Source organism: Pseudomonas sp. ADPe (assembly GCF_014843515.1).
GTDB classification, from domain to species: domain Bacteria; phylum Pseudomonadota; class Gammaproteobacteria; order Pseudomonadales; family Pseudomonadaceae; genus Pseudomonas; species Pseudomonas citronellolis.
The window spans coordinates 4,230,825-4,250,065 of record NZ_CP062122.1; the positions used below are offsets into that span (position 1 = coordinate 4,230,825).

Sequence of the window (19,241 nt, forward strand, 5' to 3'; positions counted from 1 at the left end):
AAAAGAACAAGAGGTGGCCATGGCCAGCAGCCGTATCAGCCTTCCGCGCCCCGCCCGCATTGCGCTGGCGACCGGCGCCTGCCTTGCCTGGATGGCCCTGGCGGCGCGCGCCGACATGGTCGCCCTGGACGACGAGCAGCTGTCCGACGTGCAGGGCGCCGGCATCGGCTTCGTGGTGGACAACGCCATGATCGACGGCAGCAAGGCCACCACCAACATCACCGGGCTGAAAGACCCCAACGGCAAGGACGTCTCCATCGCGGTGCGCAACCTCTACCTGGGCGCCACCGGCAGCAACCACGGCAGCAACCTGCAGCCGGTGACCATCGGCCGCCTGACCTATCCCTTCAAGCTCAACCTGGCCAAGGGCTCGGTGCTCACCACCCAGCTCGCCGACGGCCGCGTGGTCAACACCCTGCCCAGCGATGCCGACGTGCTCGAACTGGCCTTCCCGCCGCTGATCGCCAACAACGCCGGGCAGCCCTGCATCAGCGGCTACGCCGGCGCCGGCAGCGGCTGTTCGAGCCGCGCCAGCGAGAAGGTCGACCTGGGCGCGCGCTTCGACTTCACCGTGCCGGTCAGCGGCGGCACCCGCACCGACGTGCTGGCCCTGGACTTCCAGGACCTGGCGATGGACGGCAGCTACCTGCGCCTGTGGGGCTCCAGCGCGCGCAGCCAACTGGTCGGCGAACTGCGCCTGAACCTCTACGCCAAGACCCTGGACATCCTCTCCTGCGCCGCGGGCAACACCAACTGCGCCAGCGCGGCGGAGAAGGCCGCGCGCAGCGTCTACCTGACCAACGCCTACGCCAGCGTCGCCCTGGGCTACGGCAAGTCCCAGCCGCTGCTGCTGTCGGTGACCGCGGACGGCAACTTCACCTTCGAGCTGCCCATGCTGACCGCGGCCAACGCCGCGGACTTCTATGCCAACGCGCCGCGCACCAGCCTGGTGATCGACAACCTGAACATCGGCGGCACCCGGGCCTCCTACGGCGCGGTGCCGACCGGCGGGGTCAACCTGGGGCGCAGCGAGCTGTCCGGGTTGAGCTTCAACTACCTCAAAGTCACTTCCCACAACCTCTGACGGAGCACGGCACGATGAGCTTTCCACCGCTGCTTCCGCCCGGCCGCCGGCTCCGGGCCGCCGCCGTCGCCCTGCTGGCGATGCTGGCTGGCCCGCTCGCCCAGGCGGAACTGCGCACCCTGCCGGACGACGACCTCGGCCTGGTAGTGGGCCAGGACGGCCTGAGCCTGGGCGTCACGGTCAACATCCAGAAGACCCCCAGCATCACCCGTTGCCCGGGCGGCTGCGGCGCGCGGGTGGCGATCCAGCCGGCAGGCAGCGGCAACAACTTCCTGGTGCTGGACAACATCAGCGGGACCTTCAGCTTCGACGAGGTCACCGTGGACATCCTCTCCATCAACAGCGGCTTCGGCGGCGATGGCGCCGCCTTCAACCGCCAGGTCCTGCGGGTCGGCCTGAAGGACGTCAACTTCGACAACATCAGCCTGACCCTGGCCGGCGCCAACAAGGCCCGCAGCACCGACGCCGGCCTGGTGCAGACCGACCTGCTCAGCGCCCGTGTCGACGGCGTGCTGCACGTGCAGGGCAACCTCAACCTGTTCCAGGTCCCGGCCCGATGAGGGGAGCGCCCATGGCCGGGACCAAGCTCCAGGGGGAAAACCCATGACCTTCCTTTGCGTACGGCGCCTGCTGCTGGCCGGCGTGCTGCTGTGTCTGGCCGGCGGCGCGAACGCCGAGCTGCGGGCGCTGAGCGACAGCCAGCTGTCCGACGTCACCGGCCAGGCCTTCATCAACCTGGCCACCGACGCCGCCGCGGGCATCAACTACACCCGCCTGAACATCGGCGCCACGGTGGAAACGCAGCTGAACATGAACAAGCTGCAGCTCGGCCTGTACGACCGCGCCGGCGAAGCCGCCAACAGCGCGGACATCTCCATCAACAACTTCGCCCTGGGCACGGTCAACAACCAGACCGGGCAGATCAACCCCTTCACCATCGTCGATCCCTACGTCGAGTTCGCCTACGACGGCAACAAGATGGTCGGCGTGCGCATCGGCTTCAACCAGGCCAAGGGCGTGCTTTCCGGCGACATCCAGTCGCTGACCGGGAACATTCCGGTGCACATCAAGGGCACTGCCGACGCCATCTACAACAAGGCCACGGTAGGGCAGCAACTGCTGCTCGGCCTGGCGGGCATCTACCGCAGCAGCACGGTGGAGGCGGATGCCGGCCTGGTCACCTCCGGCGGCGCCAGCGACCCGGTGCGCGGCACCTACGCCGGCATGACCAACGGCTCGCGGCTGGACTGCACCAACGGCTGCGTGCCGCTGTGGACGGACATCGTCACCGGGCTGTTCACCTCCAACAGCTGCGCCATCCTCGGCATTACCACCTGCTTCAAGCTCAGCCAGTTCCAGTCGCTGCCGGTGGGCGACCTGAGCCAGGCCGGCCTGGCCGGCGCCGCCAAGGGCTTCTTCATCTCCCTGCAGAGCCAGGACGTGCAGTGGCGCGACATGGACTCCGGGCAGATGATCACCGCGCTCAAGGGCGCCTTCATGAACATGCCCAAGTACCGCGACGCCAACGGCAACCTGGTTTCGCCGATCAACATCGACTTCAACCAGGCCTTCAACGGCATCCCCCGCCAGGACACCTGCGTCGGCATGAACAAGGGCTGCTGAGCGGCCCATCCGCCGGCCGGCCTTTCCGTCGGACGCGTTTCACGCGACAATTCCGCTCCGTTGCGTTTAGCCCTGCGCCCGCAGGATGCCCACAGGTACAGGACTCTTGATCGAAGAAGCCCGCCGCCGCGCCTATCTCGGCGCCATGCAGGTCGCCTCCTGGCTGCCCCGCGTGGTGCTGCCTTTCGCCGCGCCTTCGCGCCCGCAGCTGCTGGAAGCGCCGGAGCCCGTCCAGGCCCCGGTGCCGAGCGCCGCGCCCGTAACCGCCCGCACGCCGGCCGCCGCGCCGGAGAAACCGGCGCCGACGCCCGAGGCCCGGCCCTCGATCCCGGTGGTGGTGCCGCGCCCCGCCGCCCAGGCCCGCACGCCGGTGGCCGCAGAAGCGCCCGCCGAAGCCGAGGCGCCTGCACCGCGCGCGCCGGTCGAGCCGCCGCCGCGCTTCAGCCTGCAACTATTGCGCGCCGGCGATTGCGCGCTGCTTGTCGAGCTGCCCACCGGCGAGCTCCTGGCCAGCCGCGACCCGGCCTACCTGCTGCTCAAGGACCTGCTGCGCGCCGCCGGCCTGCCGGACAGCCCGCAACTGCTCGGCGAGCCGGTGCGCTGGCCGCTGCTTTCCGGCGGCAACATGGACCAGGGCCCGCAGGCGGCCCGCGAGTTCGTCCAGGGCTTCGTCGCCGCGCGCCTGGAAGACAGCGGCCCGTGCCGCTGCCTGTGGCTGGTCGGCCGGCCGGCCGTGCGCTTCGCCGGCGAGGCGGACGACGAGGCGATGCTGCGCGAGCTGCAGATCGAGGAACTGGGCGTGGCCTGGGCCATCCCCGGCCTGGAGCGGCTGAGCGACGAACCCGCCCTCAAGGGCGAGCTGTGGCGCGCCATGCGCCGGGTGCGCCAGCGCTGGCTGGACCAGGACGCAGAATGACCGACGCCATTTCCTTCCGCCCGATGACCGAGGCGGATCTCGACGCCGTGCTCAAGATCGAATACGCCGCCTTCAGCCACCCCTGGACTCGCGGCATCTTCACCGACGGCCTGAAGAGCTACGACTGCTGGCTGATGTTCGAAGGCACCCAGCAGGTCGGCCATGGCGTCATCCAGATCATCCTCGACGAGGCGCACCTGCTGAACATCACTGTGAAGCCGGAAAGCCAGGGCCGCGGCCTCGGCCTGCGCCTGCTCGAACACCTGATGGCGCGGGCCGGCGAGCTGGGCGCGCGGGAGTGCTTCCTGGAGGTGCGCGAGACCAACCAGAGCGCCTACCGCCTGTACGAGCGCTTCGGCTTCAACGAGATCGGCCGCCGGCGCGGCTACTACCCGGCGGTGGGCGGGCGCGAGGACGCCCTGGTGATGGCCTGCACTCTGCTCGACTGACCGTCATCCAGGCCATATCCGGCCGCCGCGCACAGGCGTAGGCTGGGCGATCAATAACAAGAACAAGGTCGCGACATGAAGCCAACCGCTGCAGCGGCGGCGCCTGCCCGTCGTCATCCGCTTCCCGCCTCACATGCCGCCGGCGCGCGGCAGGGGGGCGCCCATGTGTGACACCCTCGTCCTGCGCGCCGACGGCTGCACCTGGTTCGCCAAGAACAGCGACCGCGAACCCTCCGAACCCCAGCGCCTGCTGCGCCTGCCCGCGGTGCGTGGCGATACGGCCAGGCAGGTGCGCGTGACCTACCTGGAGATTCCCCAGGCCGCCGACCGCCATGCCGTCATCCTCAGCCAGCCCGCTTGGCTGTGGGGTGCGGAAATGGGTGTGAACGAGCACGGCGTGGCCATCGGCAACGAAGCGGTCTTCACTCGCCTGCTGGACCAGACCGGCGAGGCGCTGCTGGGCATGGACCTGGTGCGCCTGGGCCTGGAGCGCGGCGCCAGCGCGCGAGAAGCCCTGGAAGTGATCACCGGCCTGCTGGAGCGCCACGGCCAGGGCGGGCCGGCGGGCTTTCGCAACAAGCGCCTGCGCTACGACAACAGCTTCGTCATCGCCGATGCCGGCGAGGCCTGGGTGCTGGAGACCGCCGGCCGCCTGTGGGCGGCGCGGCGGGTGGAGCGCTGCGCCATCTCCAACGCCCTGAGCATCGGCCACGAATACGACCTGTGCAGCCACGACCTGCCGGCCCACGCCCGGCGCCTGGGCTGCTGGAACGGCCGCGGCGACTTCCACTTCGCCCGCGCCTTCGACGGCCGCCTGCTGCCCTGGGTGGCCGGGGCGCACCAGCGCCGGCGGATGAACCAGGAGTTCCTCGCCAGCTGCCCGCGCCAGCCCGGCTGGGAGGCCCTGGTGGTCGCCCTGCGCAACCATGGCCGGCGCGACCACAACTTCACCCGCCACGACAACCGCCAGGTGTGCATGCACGCCGGCAGCTTCTGGCGTCCCTCGCAGACCACCGCCAGCCTCATCGCCCGCCTGGGCCCGGACGGCCCGCGCCTGGCCGCCACCGGCACCTCGGCGCCGTGCCTGTCGCTGTTCCAGCCGCTGGGCTTCGAGGCGGCCGCCGGCGCCAGCCTGCTCAGCAAGGCCGACGAGCCGCTGGAGCAATCCCTCTGGTGCCGTTTCGAAGCGGTGCACCGCCGCGCCCTGGTAGATGCCGAATTCGCCGCCGCCCTGCGCGCCGGGCACGCCTGGCTGGAGGCCGAGCAACTCGCCGCGCTGGACCGCCGCAACCCCGACTGGGCGCGCCTGGCCGCCGAAGCCGAGGCCTGGCATGCGGCCTGGCAGCAACTCGCCGGGCAACTGGAGCCGCGCCTGCCGCGCTGGTGGCGGCAGCACGCCACGCCTTGAGCCATAGTGCTTGTCAAAGGCCGTCGGCGTTACGTAAGGTGCGCCAGCCGCAGAGGAGGAGCCACCATGAGCGACCTGGAACAACTGTTCGAGAACAACGCCCGCTGGGCCGAAGCAATCAATCGCGAGGACCCTGACTTCTTCGCCAAGCTGGCCCGCCAGCAGGCACCGGAATACCTGTGGATCGGCTGCTCCGATGCGCGGGTGCCGGCCAACGAGATCGTCGGCATGCTGCCCGGCGACCTGTTCGTCCACCGCAACGTCGCCAACGTCGTGCTGCACACCGACCTCAACTGCCTGTCGGTGATCCAGTACGCGGTGGACGTGCTCAAGGTGAAACACATCCTGGTCACCGGCCACTACGGCTGCGGCGGCGTGCGCGCCTCGCTGCAGGACCAGCAGTTCGGCCTGATCGACGGCTGGCTGCGGACCATCCGCGACCTCGCCTACGAGTACCGCGACCACCTGTCCCAGTTCGCCAGCGAGGAAGAGCGCGTCGACCGCCTGTGCGAGCTGAACGTCATCCAGCAGGTGGCCAACGTCAGCCACACCACCATCGTGCAGAACGCCTGGCACCGCGGCCAGTCGCTGTCGGTGCACGGCTGCATCTACGGCATCAAGGACGGCCGCTGGAAGAACCTCAACGTCACCGTCAGCGGCCTCGACCAGCTGCCGCCGCAGTACCGCCTGCGCCCCATGGGCGAGGCCTGAGCCGCCCCGTGCCGGTCGTCCGGCCCGCCTCGCCGGGCGCGCCGGGCAGACCGAAGATAGGGCAAGGCCACTGACGAAGAGGCGAGCATGCGCGAACTCTGCGTGATCCCCGGCGACGGCATCGGCCGTGAGGTTGTGCCGCCGGCCGTGGCCGTGCTGCAGAAACTGCTGCCCGACCTGCGCCTGCGCGAAGCGGAGGCGGGTTGGGACTGCTTCCAGCGCCACGGCACCTCGGTGCCCGAGGCCACCCTGGAAGCGCTGCGGGCATGCGGAGCCGGGCTGTTCGGCGCGGTGTCCTCGCCCAGCCACAAGGTGGAAGGCTACCGCAGCGCCATCCTGCGCCTGCGCCAGGAACTGGGCCTGTACCTCAACCTGCGCCCGGTGCGCACCTGGCCGGTGGTATCGCCCCACGCCGGCATCGACCTGCTGATCCTGCGCGAGAACAGCGAAGGCCTGTACAGCGGCCGCGAGCACTGGGAGGCCGACGGCGTGGCCATCGCCGAGCGGGTGATCAGCCGCGCCGCCTGCACGCGCCTGGCCCAGGCCGCATCGCGCATCGCCCGGCAACGCCAGGCGCGGCGCATCACCCTGGTGCACAAGGCCAACGTCCTGCCGCTGACCTGCGGCCTGTTCCGCGACACCTGCCGCGACCTGCTGGCCACCGAAGGCTGGGGCGACGTGCTCGACGAGCGCCTGGTGGACGTGGCGGCCCTGCAACTGGTGGAGCGCCCGGAAGCCTTCGACCTGATCGTCACCAGCAACCTGTTCGGCGACATCCTCTCCGACCTCGCCAGCCACTGGGGCGGCGGCCTGGCCCTGGCGCCCTCGCTCAATCTGGGCGAGCAACTGGCCCTGGCCGAACCGGTCCACGGCAGCGCCCCCGATATCGCCGGCAGCGGTCGCGCCAATCCCCTGGCTGCCATCCTCAGCGCCGCCATGCTGCTGCGTTTCCACTGGCACGACGAAACCGGCGCTACACGCATCGAGCGCGCGGTGGAAAGCTTCCTGCGCGAAGAAGGCCACCTCGACCACGGCCTGGAAACCACCCGCGTGGTGGGTGAAGGCGTCCTGCAGCGTCTCTAGGGCTAGCCCAACTCGGGATGGTCGGCCAGCCAGGCCGCGCAGCCGCTGCCCACGGCCAACAAGGGCAGCACCGTCAGCATCGCGCGCAAGCCTCCGCCCATGGGCAGCCCCTGGACGAACAACGTCCATTCCTGGGCCGCCAGCCCGAGCAGCAGGGAAAGACAGACCACGATCAGCGTGCGGACGAGATAACGCATACAAACGCCCTGAAAAGCGGGAAAAAAGAAGCCATCGCCCGCTCGGAGCGGGGGCGGGCAATGGCTATGGGAGGGCAGGAAATGGAAGAACCTGCGAAGGAAAAGGTAGCGCCCGGGGATAACATTAGCTAGCTAACGAATGCGCGAAGGAGTTTTTCCCGGGGTGAAACAATTCGGGTATCTGGAGTGGGAGCCGATGGGCGGGGCTGCGTCCTACGGCATGCCTTCGCCTGTCATTACAGGAGAGGGGGAGGAAGCATACCGCCGTTGCGGCGAATTCCGGGGCACTCTTCGATCATCATGGATGCGCTTTGAATGATCGCACTGGAGGCAGCCATGGCCAGCATCACCATCAGAAACCTGGATGACGACCTGGAGACCCGGCTCCGTGCGCGCGCCGACAGTCATGGCCGCTCTATGGAAGAGGAGGCCAGGGAGATCCTGGTTCGTGCACTCTCCAAGGATGAAAAGCGGGGAGGCCTGGGGAGCCGGATTCATACCCACTTCGCATCTGTAGGTGGAGCTGACATCGAGCTTCCAGTTCGCAGGCGCAAGGCTCGAGCGGTGGTCTTCGGAGAATGATCCTGTTCGATACCGGCCCGCTTTCGGAGCTGAACTTCGAGGTTTTCAGCGCTCGGCCTGTACGAGAAATACCCAAGGAGGTGCCGTTATGCGTGTAGTCAACTTCTCCTATGCCCGCAACAACCTGAAGAAGCTCATCGAAGATGTTGTTGATGGCGAGGATTTCATCGTGATTTCTCGTCGAGACGCGCCGAATGCCGTGCTGCTTTCGCTCGATAGCTTCAACAGCCTGATGGAAACCGTCCATCTGCTGAAGTCCCCAGCCAATGCCGCGCGCCTGGCGCGTTTCTTGGCTCAAATGGAGCAGAGATAGTGGATTGCCACTGAGGGAGCTGGACCATGACAACCAACGGCATGCGCCCCATTCATCCTGGGGAAATCCTGCGTGAAGAGTTCCAGCAGGCGCTGGGGATAACTCCGGCCGCTCTGGCTGGCGCCTTGAACGTGTCGGTCCCGACTGTCAAAGACATTGTCCGCGAGCGCCGTGGCGTCACTGCGGATATGGCTATTCGGCTGGGCCGCTACTTCGACACCTCCGCCGGGTTCTGGATGAACCTGCAGAGCCAGTACGAGCTAGCGACTCACGGTTAGAACTACTGGCTCGATGAAAGTATCAGGATGACTCCGAACTCTCAGCACCTAAAGCACTCGGGAAATCCGTAGGGCGCATAACGCCTATGGCGTTATCCGCCGAATCGCGGACAGAGTCCGCTCCTACGGTTCAGGGAAGCATGGGCGTAGGAGCGGACTTCGTCCGCGATTGGACTTGCCGGCCACTCCAGCCGTCCAGATGGCACGGTCGGCGGCGGATAACCGCGAACGGTTATCCGCCCTACGTATTCAGGATGACTCCAGACTCACCATCTGCTCCGAACGGCCCCCTCTCCCTCCGGGAGAGGGCTGGGGTGAGGGGAGCGGAGCCAGGTGGCTCCTTCGCTGAACCAACGCATCGCTTAAATGAACAGAGGGATGCGGAGGCTTGAGCGCGCAGGGAAGGGCGGAGTCAGGTTGCGGACGCTTTGTAAGCGCCGCCCCAAAAGAAAAGGGGTTAGCTTGCGCTAACCCCTTGAAAATAATGGTGGCTACACCGGGACTTGAACCTGGGACATCAGCATTATGAATCGCATGGGACACCCCATGTCCCACCCTAAAGCCCCATGAGTCGGGCCTTTCAGCGGTTCCACTTCCTCACACGAACAGGCTTTTCCTGACAATACACCTTATGTAGTCACCTTAGACTCTTTACGGATACTAGCGTCTCGCGCTAGCTTCGATCATGGCCTCGTGCCATGAAGGGATGCACCGTAAGGATCAGATCATGGGATTAGATGACCGCGACTGGACGCGTCGCGAAAGCAAGGAACGTCGGGAAGAAGGTAGGTCCCACAGACAAGCCCGCCGAGGCTTTCGTCTGAATGTGCTCCATTTGTTCGCCGGCCTGATGTTTCTGATTGTCCTTGTGGTGGCTTGGCCGTTGCTATGCTCGCTTGTGAATCAGATTATTGTTTCTCCTCCGGTTGATGAGTCCAGCCCGCTCGCGGATGTACCCGGCCACTCCCCTTCTGTACCACCGTCACCGGCGATTGCTCACCACCTGCATCTCTCTGTAGAGCCCAATCGCCGCTCCCTCCGAGACTGTTTCAATGGTGGCAACATCATTGATGAAAGCGTGATCCGTTGCCAAAACGGTGGCGAACTGCCGCGCGTTCATATTCCACAGAAGACTTCTGAGTCTCAAGGCATGGTTTCTCAAGAGTATTTGACTCAGTTTCAGGCTGAGCGGGATCGGCGCATCTCTCAGCAAGGCAACACTCAAAATTATGCGCAGGAGCGTGACTCTCGGCGGATAAAGAGTTGGGACGGTGGCAGCAATTACTTGGCTGAATGGGTCGTTGTAAATAACGTTATTGACGGAGGAACTGTATGCCGAAATCAAGGCTGGGGCTCTGTCGAGTACAGAGAGTGTCGAAAGGGCGCCAAGGTATATTTTCGAGATCAATGCCGTGCATGGCGGCTTCTTAATGAACGAGATAGTTCAGGCTGGAGCCTGAAAATGAGACAGCAGTTACTGTACTGCTGAAAGTGGTTTTAGCTCTATGGGTTAGTTAATAGGTTTGAGGTGGCTTATGCAGAATTATCTTATTCGAGTTGATATTGAAGGGTTGTGGGGCGATGGTCCGGGGGTCTCAATACCTTTTGATCGAAAGTTTAATTTTATTATTGGAAAGAATGGGACGGGTAAAACTACTGTAATTAATCTCTTGGCTGCCGCTTTGACGGGGGATTTTGAACGGCTAGATAAAATTAATTTTAGCAGGATATTTATCCTGTTGGGGACTGCAGGCAATCGCCGGCGTCCGTCAATTGAAGTAATAAAAGAGCAAAAGCCGGATTTGCCTTACTTTGATATTACCTACAAGATAAAAATGTCATCCTCGGAAGATCCTATAATTTATGATCTGGATGCGTTTGCAGAGGAGCGCTCCTTTAGAGGTGCTCCGCAAAGGTTTGTTCGAGATCGGTTCTATCGAGAGAAGTTTATATACATTCAAAGCCAGCTTGAGAATATGATAAAAGTGAACTGGCTTTCTGTTCATCGCCATGTGGAAAGTGAGCGGGTTGGTGAGGATCGGCGCCCAATTAATGCTGTTGATCAAAAATTAGCTTTGATGAATAATCAGTTGGTGCGATATTTTTCCAGGTTAGGGACTAGTTTCGCCGAAGAGACAAAGAATTTTCAAAAATCTAGTTTCCTTTCTTTGACGAGCATACAGAAAGAGGCAAATATTCGGTCGTTCGTCGAGTCCGTCGATGTCGAAAATGAGAAGAGGTCGCTGGCTTCTATTTTTGAGTTGTTGGGGGTAGAGCAAACAAAGGCCACTCGGCAAGTCGAGCGGATTTCTCAAGAGCTGGTTAAGGCGAAAACTCCTTTTTTGAAAAATGAGGGTATAAGTCTTCAGCAGTTGCTAGCTGTTTTTAATTCATTCAAAACTCATGCGCTTGTACAGTCATATGAGAGTCTTCAGGAGAAAAAGGAAGCAATTTTCCAGCCAATAAATAAATTCATTGATGTGGTCAATAGCCTTTTCAGTCCACAGAAAAAAGTTGAGATATCTCCGCAGAATGAGCTTATCGTTAGAAGTCGAACTGGCTTGAAGATTGAAATTGAAGATCTTTCCTCGGGGGAAAAGCAGCTTCTTATCATCCTTGGGCAGGCGCTCCTGCAGGAGTCTGGTCAGGTTGTATATATCGCGGATGAGCCAGAACTATCGTTGCATATTGATTGGCAGGAGAGATTAACTACCTCAATTTCGAAGCTTAACCCCAATGCGCAGATCGTCTTCGCTACACATTCCCCTGATATAGTTGGAGAACATCCTGACAACGTTATGGATATGGAGGCGTTGTTAGTATGAGGGCGTTTACACGAACGGTTTCTGGAATTGCTAACTATCATAAGTTCCATCATGCAAACTTTACTGTATTTATAGAAGGTAAGGTTTTAAGCGATAGTGATGATGATGGGGTTTTGTATAAGGATATTAGGTATTATTTAAGCATTCTCTCTGCCGCATCTGATGGGCGTAAGGCAAAGGTGAAGTGTCTCGGAAATAAGGCGGTTGTCCTAGAGTACGCTAAAGTAATTTCACGTAATAATATTCCAAATAGTTTTGTTTTAATTGATAAGGATCTGGAGGGGGTTATTACCTCATCTCTAAATTGTCCTGGTGTTGTTAGGACGTACGGTTATAGTTGGGAGAATGAACTTTGGACGTCTTCAACAGTATCTTATGTCGTTGATCAGTTAACTGGAAGTTGCCAAAGGGCAGTGAATGATGCTGGGAAATATTACAATCAGCTCTTGCGCAAGGTTAAATATTTGTCGGCATTAGATGCAGCGGCGCAGGCAGATGGAACCGCTCTCTTGAAAAAGAGTTCGGCGCTCTGCGGTGTTGGGTTTAATTTTCCATATTTGCCTACTGGTGAGCTTAAAAGAGTGGCGCAAAGATTTAGGGCTCTCCCGGCTGCAAACTGTGATATTTGCAAAGAGGTCGCAAGGTATGCGTATACGAAATCTCCCGAGGAAATTATTCAGGGGCATTTTTGGTCAAACGTAGCTATGCGATTGATTGCTTTTTTATACAAGAAACACACAGGTGATACTCCACCGAGTAACGGAGTTTTAGAGAATATAGCGTTGAGCGGAATTGCAAGTAACCCATTGGTGCTGGCAGGTGAGAAATTAATTGGCCGCTACCATGCTGAATTGGCAAGGGTCGGAATTTTACCGAATTAATATTTCGCCCATTCTGGGCGCAAATTAAATATTGCTTAGTTCTGGCTGAATCATTTTGAGTGCTTATTGGAAAGTTTAGAGGCGTAGGGGCAGCATAAACCTTATGCTGCCCTACCCAGCACACCAACAGGAAAATACTGAAAAGCATGGAGCGAGACTTATTCGCTGAGCATACTCGTCACCTTCTGATGCCTAGCGCAGGCTAAGCCTGCTGACACATGCATTATATCTTCTTGGCGGATTTGTCTTGGGTAAGCTAACGCCTAGCAGCTATTTGAGTGATCTCTATCCCGCGTTTTGTTCGGTCAAGTTTCGGCTTGCCTCATCGTAGTTGCTATCTGGAGCGATTTTTCCAGTCACGAGCCATAGTGCGTACTGAGGGAATAACTCTACGACTGCCTCAATCTCGGTATCGGTGATCCTGGTCTTACCGTTTCGGAGAGAGCGGTCTTTTCTTCTGCGATTGCTGCAGTACTGAGAAGGAGAGTGGTGATGGTGACGAATCGTTTCATGGTGAGTTCCTCCTGTATTGCTATCCCTTCGTGAGCCAGCGCAGTGCTGCTTTCCGTGTCAGCTCTACTCCGCGTTTGGTTGGCGCAAGCTTATATTGGCCTCGTCATAGGCCGGGCTCACATGGCCGTTTTGAGGTTCGATCCGTCCTGAGATCAACCATAGGGCGTACTGCGGAAATGCGTCCGCAAGAATTCCTACTTCTTCCGTACTGATTCTGATCTTCCCGCCGCTGATATTTTTCCAGCGGTCGTAGTTTTTTCCTCCGAGCTCGCTGAGATGCTTAGGACCAATTGTTCGGATCAGTTGTAATGCTCTATTTCGTACAGGATCCATAGAAATTTCCCGCCAGGAGTAACCTTTACTAAGCCTAGAGGCGGGAGTAAATTTTACTAAGGGGTAAATTTTACTCCATTCGAGAGCTGGTTAAGTCTCGCCCGATTATAGGGATTTCGTATGGAAGAGTCTGGAATAGTGGGGTTCACCGCTCTATTCTGCTCCCAGGCGGTATTCGCCCAGATGCTGGGCCTGGAAGAGATCACCGAGGACGTAGTGCGTGGCTGGGCCGAGACCAAGACCATCCTCACCGCCAAGATCGGCCGCCGTCGCGTCATCAACCTCCATCGCATCCGCCGTGATCTGGAGCGGGGCAAGTCGATCTTCTGCCAAGGGGATTACGACGATGAGTAAGCCGCTCGCCACTGAGAAAGCGAGGCGCACTCACTACCTCGTCGAAATGTCCACGCTCCACGGCCCGGCTCGCCAACGCCGCTGGCATCGCGTCCATCAGGGGGCTTCCCGCGCCGACTGCCATGGATTGAAGAGTCGGTTTCGTGCTTCCCCGCCGAAGCTGAGGTCCGCCGCTATTTTAGTCTTCCCCGCGAACGCGCCTTGCAGGCCTACCGCGTGCGTGGGGTGTCGGCGGTCTTCTCGGAGCTGATTCGTCTAGGGTCCTGGCACAAGGTGAACCCCCTGGCCAAGGTCCGCCAGATCAAGACGGATCAGGTGTCGCTGCTGCTGGAGGAGTGCAAAGCAAGCACGAACACCCACACGTATCCCGTCGCGATGTTGTGTCTCGCCACTGATGCCCGTTGGAATGAGGCCGAAAGCCTGCCCCGAGGCGCCGTCCAGGGTGGGAAGGTCCACTATCACCGAACCAAGAACCGGCAGAGTAGGGCGGTGCCTATTCCTAAGGACTTGGAGAGGCTGATTCTCAAACGGGGTATGCCCGGTACTGGTCGCCTGTTCATGTCCTGCCGTGCTGCCTTTCGCAGTGCATACCGGCGTTGCGGTTTCCACACGCCCGGCCAGATGACACACATCCTACGGCATACCTTCGCTAGTCATTACATGATGGGCGGAGGCGACATACTGACGTTGCAGCGCATTCTCGGGCATTCCTCCATCACCATGACCATGCGTTATGCACACCTGTCGCCGGAGCATCTGGAGTCCGCCATGCGTCTATCACCCCTTGTGCAGTCGGAGCATCAACTGGATGCAGCAGATATCGACGAAGCTGAAGATGATATGGAGCTATGCCGAATCGTTGAGAAGCGAGTGAACGAGCCGTCTCGGGAGGTTTCTCTGGATGAGCTGTGAACGTTGTCAGGAACCGTTGGTGTAATGGGATGAGCCCTAGTATGCTATCAGTGATTTCATTGATTGCGTCGGAGACGATTATGGCCAGCATCACTATTAGAAACCTGGATGAAGATCTCAAAGCCAAGCTTCGCGTGGTTGCCGCCAGCCACGGTCGCTCGATGGAGGAGGAAGTGCGGATCATCCTCGCTCAGGCGCTCTCCAAGGGGGAGAAGCGGGGAGGGCTGGGTAGCCGAATCCATGCTCGCTTTGCTTCCGTGGGTGGCGCTGAAATCGAGCTACCGGCGCGCAAGACCAAGGCTCGGGCTGCGGACTTTGATGAATGATTCTGCTCGACACCAATGTGCTTTCGGAATTGATGAGGCCCAATCCGGATCCGGCAGTGGTGGCCTGGCTCGATGCCCAGTCTGTGGATGACTTGCACATCTGTGCGATCACTGTGGCAGAAATTCTCTACGGCATAGCCAGGATGCCCGATGGGAAGCGTAAGCAGGCCCTCCATGACCTGGCCCTCGCAATGTTCGAGGAAGACTTCTCCGGCAACATCCTGCCGTTCGATACCGATGCAGCGGTGCACTATGCCGAACTGGTTGCTGCGAGCGAAGCGCGAGGCAAGATTGCCGATATGGCGGATGGGCAGATTGCCGCGATTGCCAGGTTGAATGGCGCGCAGATCGCCACGCGGAATGTCCGGCACTTCGAAAGCTTCGGTGTTCCGCTGATTGATCCCTGGAAGGGCTAGGCGGTAGACACGCTGTAGTCACTTCGTAGTCACCACAGGCAAAAGAAAAGGGGTTAGCTTTCGCTAACCCCTTGAAAATAATGGTGGCTACACCGGGACTTGAACCTGGGACATCAGCATTATGAATGCTGCGCTCTAACCGACTGAGCTATGTAGCCGAGTGGCGCGCATTTTCCGGATCTTTCGGGAGGCTGTCAACCCCCTTTGGTTAGATATTTTTCTGTTCTTTCAAGCGTTTAGCGGGACGAGCGGTAGGGCGGGAACGAAAAAGGCCCCGCGGGCTGCGCGGGGCCTTTTCGGCTTGCTGGCGGGCGCTTTGGGGCGCTGCCGGGGGCTTAGACGTTGAAGCGGAAGTGCATCACGTCGCCGTCCTTGACGATGTAGTCCTTGCCTTCCAGGCGCCATTTGCCGGCTTCCTTGGCGCCGGCTTCGCCCTTGTACTGGATGAAGTCGTCGTAGGAGATGACTTCGGCGCGGATGAAGCCTTTTTCGAAGTCGGTGTGGATCACTGCGGCGGCCTGCGGGGCGGTGGCGCCGATGCGCACGGTCCAGGCGCGGACTTCCTTCACCCCGGCGGTGAAGTAGGTCTGCAGGTTGAGCAGTTCGTAGCCGGCGCGGATCACGCGGTTCAGGCCCGGCTCTTCCATGCCCATGGACTCGAGGAACATCTGCTTCTCCTCGTCGTCGTCCAGTTCGGCGATTTCCGCTTCGATCTTGTTGCACACCGGCACCACGACTGCGCCTTCTTCTTCGGCGATGGCGCGCACGGCGTCCAGGTGCGGGTTGTTCTCGAAGCCTTCCTCGGCGACGTTGGCGATGTACATCACCGGCTTGCTGGTCAGCAGGTGGAAGCCGCGCACCAGGCGCTTCTCTTCGTCAGCCATGTCCTTGACCAGGCTGCGCGCGGGCTTGCCGGCGGTGAAGTGGGCGATGAGCTTTTCCAGCAGGGCTTTCTGCGCCACCGCTTCCTTGTCACCGCCCTTGGCGTTGCGGGCGACCTTCTGCAGTTGCTTCTCGCAGCTGTCGAGGTCGGCGAAGATCAGTTCGAGGTCGATGATCTCGATGTCGCGCTTGGGGTCGACGCTGTTGCTGACGTGGATGACGTTGTCGTCCTCGAAGCAGCGCACCACGTGGGCGATGGCGTCGGTCTCGCGGATGTTGGCGAGGAACTTGTTGCCCAGGCCCTCGCCCTTGGAGGCGCCCGCCACCAGGCCGGCGATGTCGACGAATTCCATGGTGGTGGGGAGCACCCGCTCGGGCTTGACGATCGCCGCCAGGGCGTCGAGGCGCGCGTCGGGCATGGGCACGATGCCGCTGTTCGGCTCGATGGTGCAGAAGGGGAAGTTCTCCGCCGCGATACCCGATTTGGTCAGGGCGTTGAACAGGGTGGATTTGCCGACGTTGGGCAAGCCGACGATGCCGCAGTTGAAGCCCATGCTGTGTACCTCTGGCGAGACGGGTCAGGCCTTCGGGCTGTGCAGCTTGTGCATCGCGCGGGTCCAGTCGCCTGCGAGCATTTCCGGCAGCACGCCGAGGGCGGAATCGATGCTGGCGTCCAGCAGCTCCTGCTCGCTGCGCGGGGCGCGGCCGAGGACGAAGCCGGAGACCAGGCTGCTGTGCCCCGGATGGCCGATGCCAAGCCGCAGGCGATGGAAGCCGTTCTGGTTGCCGAGCTGGGCGATGATGTCGCGCAGCCCGTTGTGCCCGCCATGGCCGCCGCCCTTCTTGAGCTTGGCGGTACCGGGGGGCATGTCGAGTTCGTCGTGGGCCACCAGGATGGCTTCGACCGGGATGCGGAAGAACCCGGCGAGCGCCGCCACGGCCTGGCCGCTGCGGTTCATGTAGGTGGTGGGGATGAGCAGACGAACGTCGCGGCCCTGGTGGCTGAACTTGCCGACCAGGCCGAAATACTTCTTGTCGGGGCTCAGGCTGACGCGTTCGCGGTCGGCCAGGCGCTCGACGAAAAGGGCCCCCGCGTTATGCCGGGTCTGTTCGTATTCCGGGCCTGGGTTGCCCAGGCCAACGATCAGTTGCACGGCGGTCACGACGGGGGCCCTTTCCTTGAGGCGGGAGGCTAGCGAGCGATTACTCGGCCGCGCCTTCCTCGCCTTCTTCCTTGACTACGCGGGAAGCGTGGATGTTGGCCACGGCCAGGTCGTTGCCATGGGCCAGTTGAACCAGTTCCACGCCTTTCGGCAGCTTGAGGTCGGACAGGTGAACGATCTGACCGACTTCGACTTTCGCCAGGTCGACTTCGATGAATTCCGGCAGGTCTTTCGGCAGGCAGGAAACTTCGACTTCGGAAATGACGTGGGAAACTTCACCGCCGCCTTGCTTGACGCCAACTGCGGTTTCCTCGTTGAGGAAGTGCAGCGGAACGTGAGCGGTCAGCTTGTGGTCGGCGACGACGCGCAGGAAGTCGGCGTGCATGACGAAGCCTTTGGCCGGATGGCGCTGCAGGGCCTTGATCAGCACGGTTTCCTTGGCGCCATCGACGTTCAGGGCGATGACGTGGCTGAAGGCAGCCTCGTTTTCCAGCAGTTTGGCGATTTCACGCAGTTCCAGGGTCACGGAAACCGGGGCTTTCTCGCCGCCGTAGATGACCGCGGGAACCAGGCCGGCGTTACGACGCAGGCGGCGGCTCGCACCTTTCCCCAGGTCGGAACGCGCTTGGGCATTCAGAACAAAGTCAACCATTACTCTATCTCCACAATGAAAAGATCGCCCGAGCGCTTGCGACCAGCGTTCGGGCGAATCTTCAATTGCCCCGCCGTGGCGGGGCGCTTTCGTCAGGCCCTGTTCCTCAGCGGAACATGGCGCTGATCGATTCTTCGTTGCTGATCCGGCGCATGGCTTCGGCCACGACCGGCGCGATGTCCAGCTGGCGGATGCGGCCACAGGCCTGGGCAGCGGCGGACAGCGGGATGGTGTTGGTCACCACCAGCTCGTCCAGTACGGAACCCTCGATGTTCTCGATGGCACGGCCCGACAGCACCGGGTGGGTGCAGTAGGCGATGACCTTGGCGGCGCCGTGCTCTTTCAGAGCCTTGGCGGCGTGGCCGAGGGTGCCGGCGGTATCGACCATGTCGTCGACCAGTACGCAGGTACGGCCTTCGACATCACCGATGATGTGCATGACTTCGGACTGGTTGGCCTTCGGACGACGCTTGTCGATGATGGCAAGGTCCACGCCCAGGGACTTGGCGACGGCGCGAGCGCGCACCACGCCACCGATGTCCGGGGAGACGATCATCAGGTTCTCGAAGCGCTGGTCCTCGATGTCGTCGACCAGTACGGGCGAGCCGTAGATGTTGTCGACGGGGATATCGAAGAAGCCCTGGATCTGGTCGGCGTGCAGGTCGACGGTGAGGACGCGGTTGACGCCCACCACGGTCAGCATGTCGGCGACGACCTTCGCGCTGATGGCCACGCGGGCGGAACGCGGGCGGCGATCCTGGCGGGCATAGCCGAAGTAGGGGATGACCGCGGTGATACGAGTGGCCGAGGAGCGGCGGAAGGCATCGGCCATCACCACCAGTTCCATCAGGTTGTCGTTGGTCGGAGCGCAGGTCGGCTGGATCAGGAAGACGTCCTTGCCGCGGACGTTCTCGTTGATTTCGACACTGATTTCGCCATCGGAGAACTTGCCGACGGAAACATCACCGAGGGGAATGTGCAGTTGACGCACGACTCGGCGTGCCAGGTCGGGGTTGGCGTTCCCCGTGAAGACCATCATCTTGGACACGCGCAGTACCTGCCGGCTGAGGGTGGGCCTGATGAACCAAAAAGCTGTTCAAAGGCCGTGGCTTTTGAACAGCTTTTTTGTATATGGCAGGGGCGGCTGGATTCGAACCAACGCATGGCAGGATCAAAACCTGCTGCCTTACCGCTTGGCGACGCCCCTATGAATTTTGCTGTGCAGCGCTTCGGTTACCGTCGTACGCAAACCCCCGTGGGGTTAATGGCAGGGGCGGCTGGATTCGAACCAACGCATGGCAGGATCAAAACCTGCTGCCTTACCGCTTGGCGACGCCCCT

At 61.4% G+C, this 19,241-nt stretch carries 23 protein-coding genes, 3 tRNA genes and 1 pseudogene; 18 read left to right on the forward strand and 9 right to left on the reverse strand.

The window, feature by feature from the left end; genetic code table 11:
• Positions 1 to 19: 19 nt before the first annotated feature.
• The 8 genes from IG194_RS19200 to IG194_RS19235 all read left to right on the forward strand — a co-directional run bounded on the left by IG194_RS19200 (position 20) and on the right by IG194_RS19235 (position 7,274).
• Complete coding sequence (locus IG194_RS19200; protein WP_058071550.1) at positions 20 to 1,084, forward strand: hypothetical protein; 1,065 nt, start codon at positions 20 to 22, stop codon at positions 1,082 to 1,084.
• 14 nt (positions 1,085 to 1,098) lie between these two features.
• Complete coding sequence (locus IG194_RS19205; RefSeq protein WP_058488484.1) at positions 1,099 to 1,644, forward strand: hypothetical protein; 546 nt, start codon at positions 1,099 to 1,101, stop codon at positions 1,642 to 1,644.
• A gap of 43 nt (positions 1,645 to 1,687) precedes the next feature.
• Positions 1,688 to 2,707: a DUF6160 family protein gene (locus IG194_RS19210; protein WP_009617413.1), complete on the forward strand. Its 1,020-nt coding sequence runs from the start codon at positions 1,688 to 1,690 to the stop codon at positions 2,705 to 2,707.
• A gap of 106 nt (positions 2,708 to 2,813) precedes the next feature.
• Positions 2,814 to 3,623, forward strand: a complete 810-nt coding sequence (locus tag IG194_RS19215) for an energy transducer TonB (protein WP_064987590.1) — start codon at positions 2,814 to 2,816, stop codon at positions 3,621 to 3,623.
• Positions 3,620 to 4,072: a ribosomal protein S18-alanine N-acetyltransferase gene (gene rimI / locus IG194_RS19220; RefSeq protein WP_009617416.1), complete on the forward strand. Its 453-nt coding sequence runs from the start codon at positions 3,620 to 3,622 to the stop codon at positions 4,070 to 4,072. Before IG194_RS19215 ends, rimI begins: the two co-directional genes overlap by 4 nt.
• Before the next feature lie 163 nt (positions 4,073 to 4,235).
• The gene (locus tag IG194_RS19225; protein WP_058488485.1) at positions 4,236 to 5,480 is read left to right on the forward strand and encodes a C69 family dipeptidase; all 1,245 of its coding nucleotides are present in this window, start codon (positions 4,236 to 4,238) and stop codon (positions 5,478 to 5,480) included.
• Positions 5,481 to 5,546: 66 nt separating this feature from the next.
• Positions 5,547 to 6,191, forward strand: a complete 645-nt coding sequence (can, locus tag IG194_RS19230) for a carbonate dehydratase (protein WP_009617419.1) — start codon at positions 5,547 to 5,549, stop codon at positions 6,189 to 6,191.
• 87 nt (positions 6,192 to 6,278) lie between these two features.
• Entirely contained in the window at positions 6,279 to 7,274 is a 996-nt protein-coding gene (locus IG194_RS19235) for an isocitrate/isopropylmalate dehydrogenase family protein (protein WP_058488486.1), read from the forward strand.
• A gap of 2 nt (positions 7,275 to 7,276) precedes the next feature.
• On the opposite strand, the gene IG194_RS19240 is transcribed toward IG194_RS19235, so the two are convergent.
• Positions 7,277 to 7,471, reverse strand: coding sequence for a hypothetical protein (locus IG194_RS19240; RefSeq protein ID WP_009617424.1), 195 nt, complete (start codon positions 7,469 to 7,471; stop codon positions 7,277 to 7,279).
• 336 nt (positions 7,472 to 7,807) lie between these two features.
• Here IG194_RS19240 and IG194_RS19245 point away from each other — a divergent pair, with 336 nt between their 5' ends.
• The 6 genes from IG194_RS19245 (at position 7,808) to IG194_RS19270 (ending at position 12,350) form a co-directional block, all read left to right on the forward strand.
• Complete coding sequence (locus IG194_RS19245; protein ID WP_058489713.1) at positions 7,808 to 8,053, forward strand: FitA-like ribbon-helix-helix domain-containing protein; 246 nt, start codon at positions 7,808 to 7,810, stop codon at positions 8,051 to 8,053.
• Between the two features lie 88 nt (positions 8,054 to 8,141).
• Entirely contained in the window at positions 8,142 to 8,366 is a 225-nt protein-coding gene (locus IG194_RS19250; protein WP_058488487.1) for a type II toxin-antitoxin system Phd/YefM family antitoxin, read from the forward strand.
• Positions 8,367 to 8,392: 26 nt separating this feature from the next.
• Complete coding sequence (locus IG194_RS19255) at positions 8,393 to 8,644, forward strand: HigA family addiction module antitoxin (RefSeq protein ID WP_058488488.1); 252 nt, start codon at positions 8,393 to 8,395, stop codon at positions 8,642 to 8,644.
• A 727-nt stretch (positions 8,645 to 9,371) separates the two neighbouring features.
• A complete protein-coding gene (locus tag IG194_RS19260) occupies positions 9,372 to 10,133 on the forward strand; it encodes a hypothetical protein (protein WP_141679759.1) in 762 nt (253 codons plus the stop codon).
• Between the two features lie 46 nt (positions 10,134 to 10,179).
• On the forward strand, positions 10,180 to 11,469 hold the full coding sequence (locus tag IG194_RS19265; protein WP_082996278.1) for an AAA family ATPase: 1,290 nt from the start codon (positions 10,180 to 10,182) through the stop codon (positions 11,467 to 11,469).
• Positions 11,466 to 12,350, forward strand: coding sequence for a DUF4435 domain-containing protein (locus IG194_RS19270; RefSeq protein WP_082996277.1), 885 nt, complete (start codon positions 11,466 to 11,468; stop codon positions 12,348 to 12,350). Before IG194_RS19265 ends, IG194_RS19270 begins: the two co-directional genes overlap by 4 nt.
• Before the next feature lie 576 nt (positions 12,351 to 12,926).
• Here the strand turns inward: IG194_RS19270 and IG194_RS19275 are convergent.
• A complete protein-coding gene (locus IG194_RS19275; protein ID WP_082996276.1) occupies positions 12,927 to 13,196 on the reverse strand; it encodes a DNA-binding protein in 270 nt (89 codons plus the stop codon).
• 120 nt (positions 13,197 to 13,316) lie between these two features.
• Between IG194_RS19275 and IG194_RS19280 the strand changes: the two genes are divergently transcribed.
• From IG194_RS19280 to IG194_RS19300, 4 genes and pseudogenes are all read left to right on the forward strand, one after another.
• Positions 13,317 to 13,550 (forward strand): hypothetical protein, encoded by a 234-nt coding sequence (locus tag IG194_RS19280; RefSeq protein ID WP_058488489.1) that lies wholly within the window; start codon positions 13,317 to 13,319, stop codon positions 13,548 to 13,550.
• Positions 13,551 to 13,769: 219 nt separating this feature from the next.
• A pseudogene (locus tag IG194_RS19290) lies at positions 13,770 to 14,462 on the forward strand (tyrosine-type recombinase/integrase); the annotation flags it as partial.
• A gap of 80 nt (positions 14,463 to 14,542) precedes the next feature.
• On the forward strand, positions 14,543 to 14,788 hold the full coding sequence (locus IG194_RS19295; RefSeq protein WP_009617429.1) for a FitA-like ribbon-helix-helix domain-containing protein: 246 nt from the start codon (positions 14,543 to 14,545) through the stop codon (positions 14,786 to 14,788).
• The gene (locus tag IG194_RS19300) at positions 14,785 to 15,204 is read left to right on the forward strand and encodes a type II toxin-antitoxin system VapC family toxin (protein WP_058488490.1); all 420 of its coding nucleotides are present in this window, start codon (positions 14,785 to 14,787) and stop codon (positions 15,202 to 15,204) included. The genes IG194_RS19295 and IG194_RS19300 overlap by 4 nt, the downstream gene beginning before the upstream one ends.
• A gap of 81 nt (positions 15,205 to 15,285) precedes the next feature.
• On the opposite strand, the gene IG194_RS19305 is transcribed toward IG194_RS19300, so the two are convergent.
• From IG194_RS19305 to IG194_RS19335, 7 genes are all read right to left on the reverse strand, one after another.
• Positions 15,286 to 15,362: transfer RNA gene (locus IG194_RS19305), tRNA-Met, on the reverse strand.
• 177 nt (positions 15,363 to 15,539) lie between these two features.
• Positions 15,540 to 16,640 carry a redox-regulated ATPase YchF gene (ychF, locus tag IG194_RS19310; protein ID WP_058488491.1) on the reverse strand — a complete coding sequence of 367 codons (1,101 nt, stop codon included), beginning with the start codon at positions 16,638 to 16,640 and terminating at the stop codon, positions 15,540 to 15,542.
• A gap of 24 nt (positions 16,641 to 16,664) precedes the next feature.
• Positions 16,665 to 17,249 carry an aminoacyl-tRNA hydrolase gene (gene pth, locus IG194_RS19315; protein ID WP_043273581.1) on the reverse strand — a complete coding sequence of 195 codons (585 nt, stop codon included), beginning with the start codon at positions 17,247 to 17,249 and terminating at the stop codon, positions 16,665 to 16,667.
• Between the two features lie 40 nt (positions 17,250 to 17,289).
• Positions 17,290 to 17,901, reverse strand: a complete 612-nt coding sequence (locus IG194_RS19320) for a 50S ribosomal protein L25/general stress protein Ctc (RefSeq protein ID WP_009617434.1) — start codon at positions 17,899 to 17,901, stop codon at positions 17,290 to 17,292.
• A gap of 106 nt (positions 17,902 to 18,007) precedes the next feature.
• The gene (locus tag IG194_RS19325; protein ID WP_024128138.1) at positions 18,008 to 18,949 is read right to left on the reverse strand and encodes a ribose-phosphate pyrophosphokinase; all 942 of its coding nucleotides are present in this window, start codon (positions 18,947 to 18,949) and stop codon (positions 18,008 to 18,010) included.
• Between the two features lie 84 nt (positions 18,950 to 19,033).
• Positions 19,034 to 19,108 (reverse strand) — tRNA-Gln (locus tag IG194_RS19330).
• 58 nt (positions 19,109 to 19,166) lie between these two features.
• Positions 19,167 to 19,241, reverse strand: a tRNA-Gln gene (locus tag IG194_RS19335).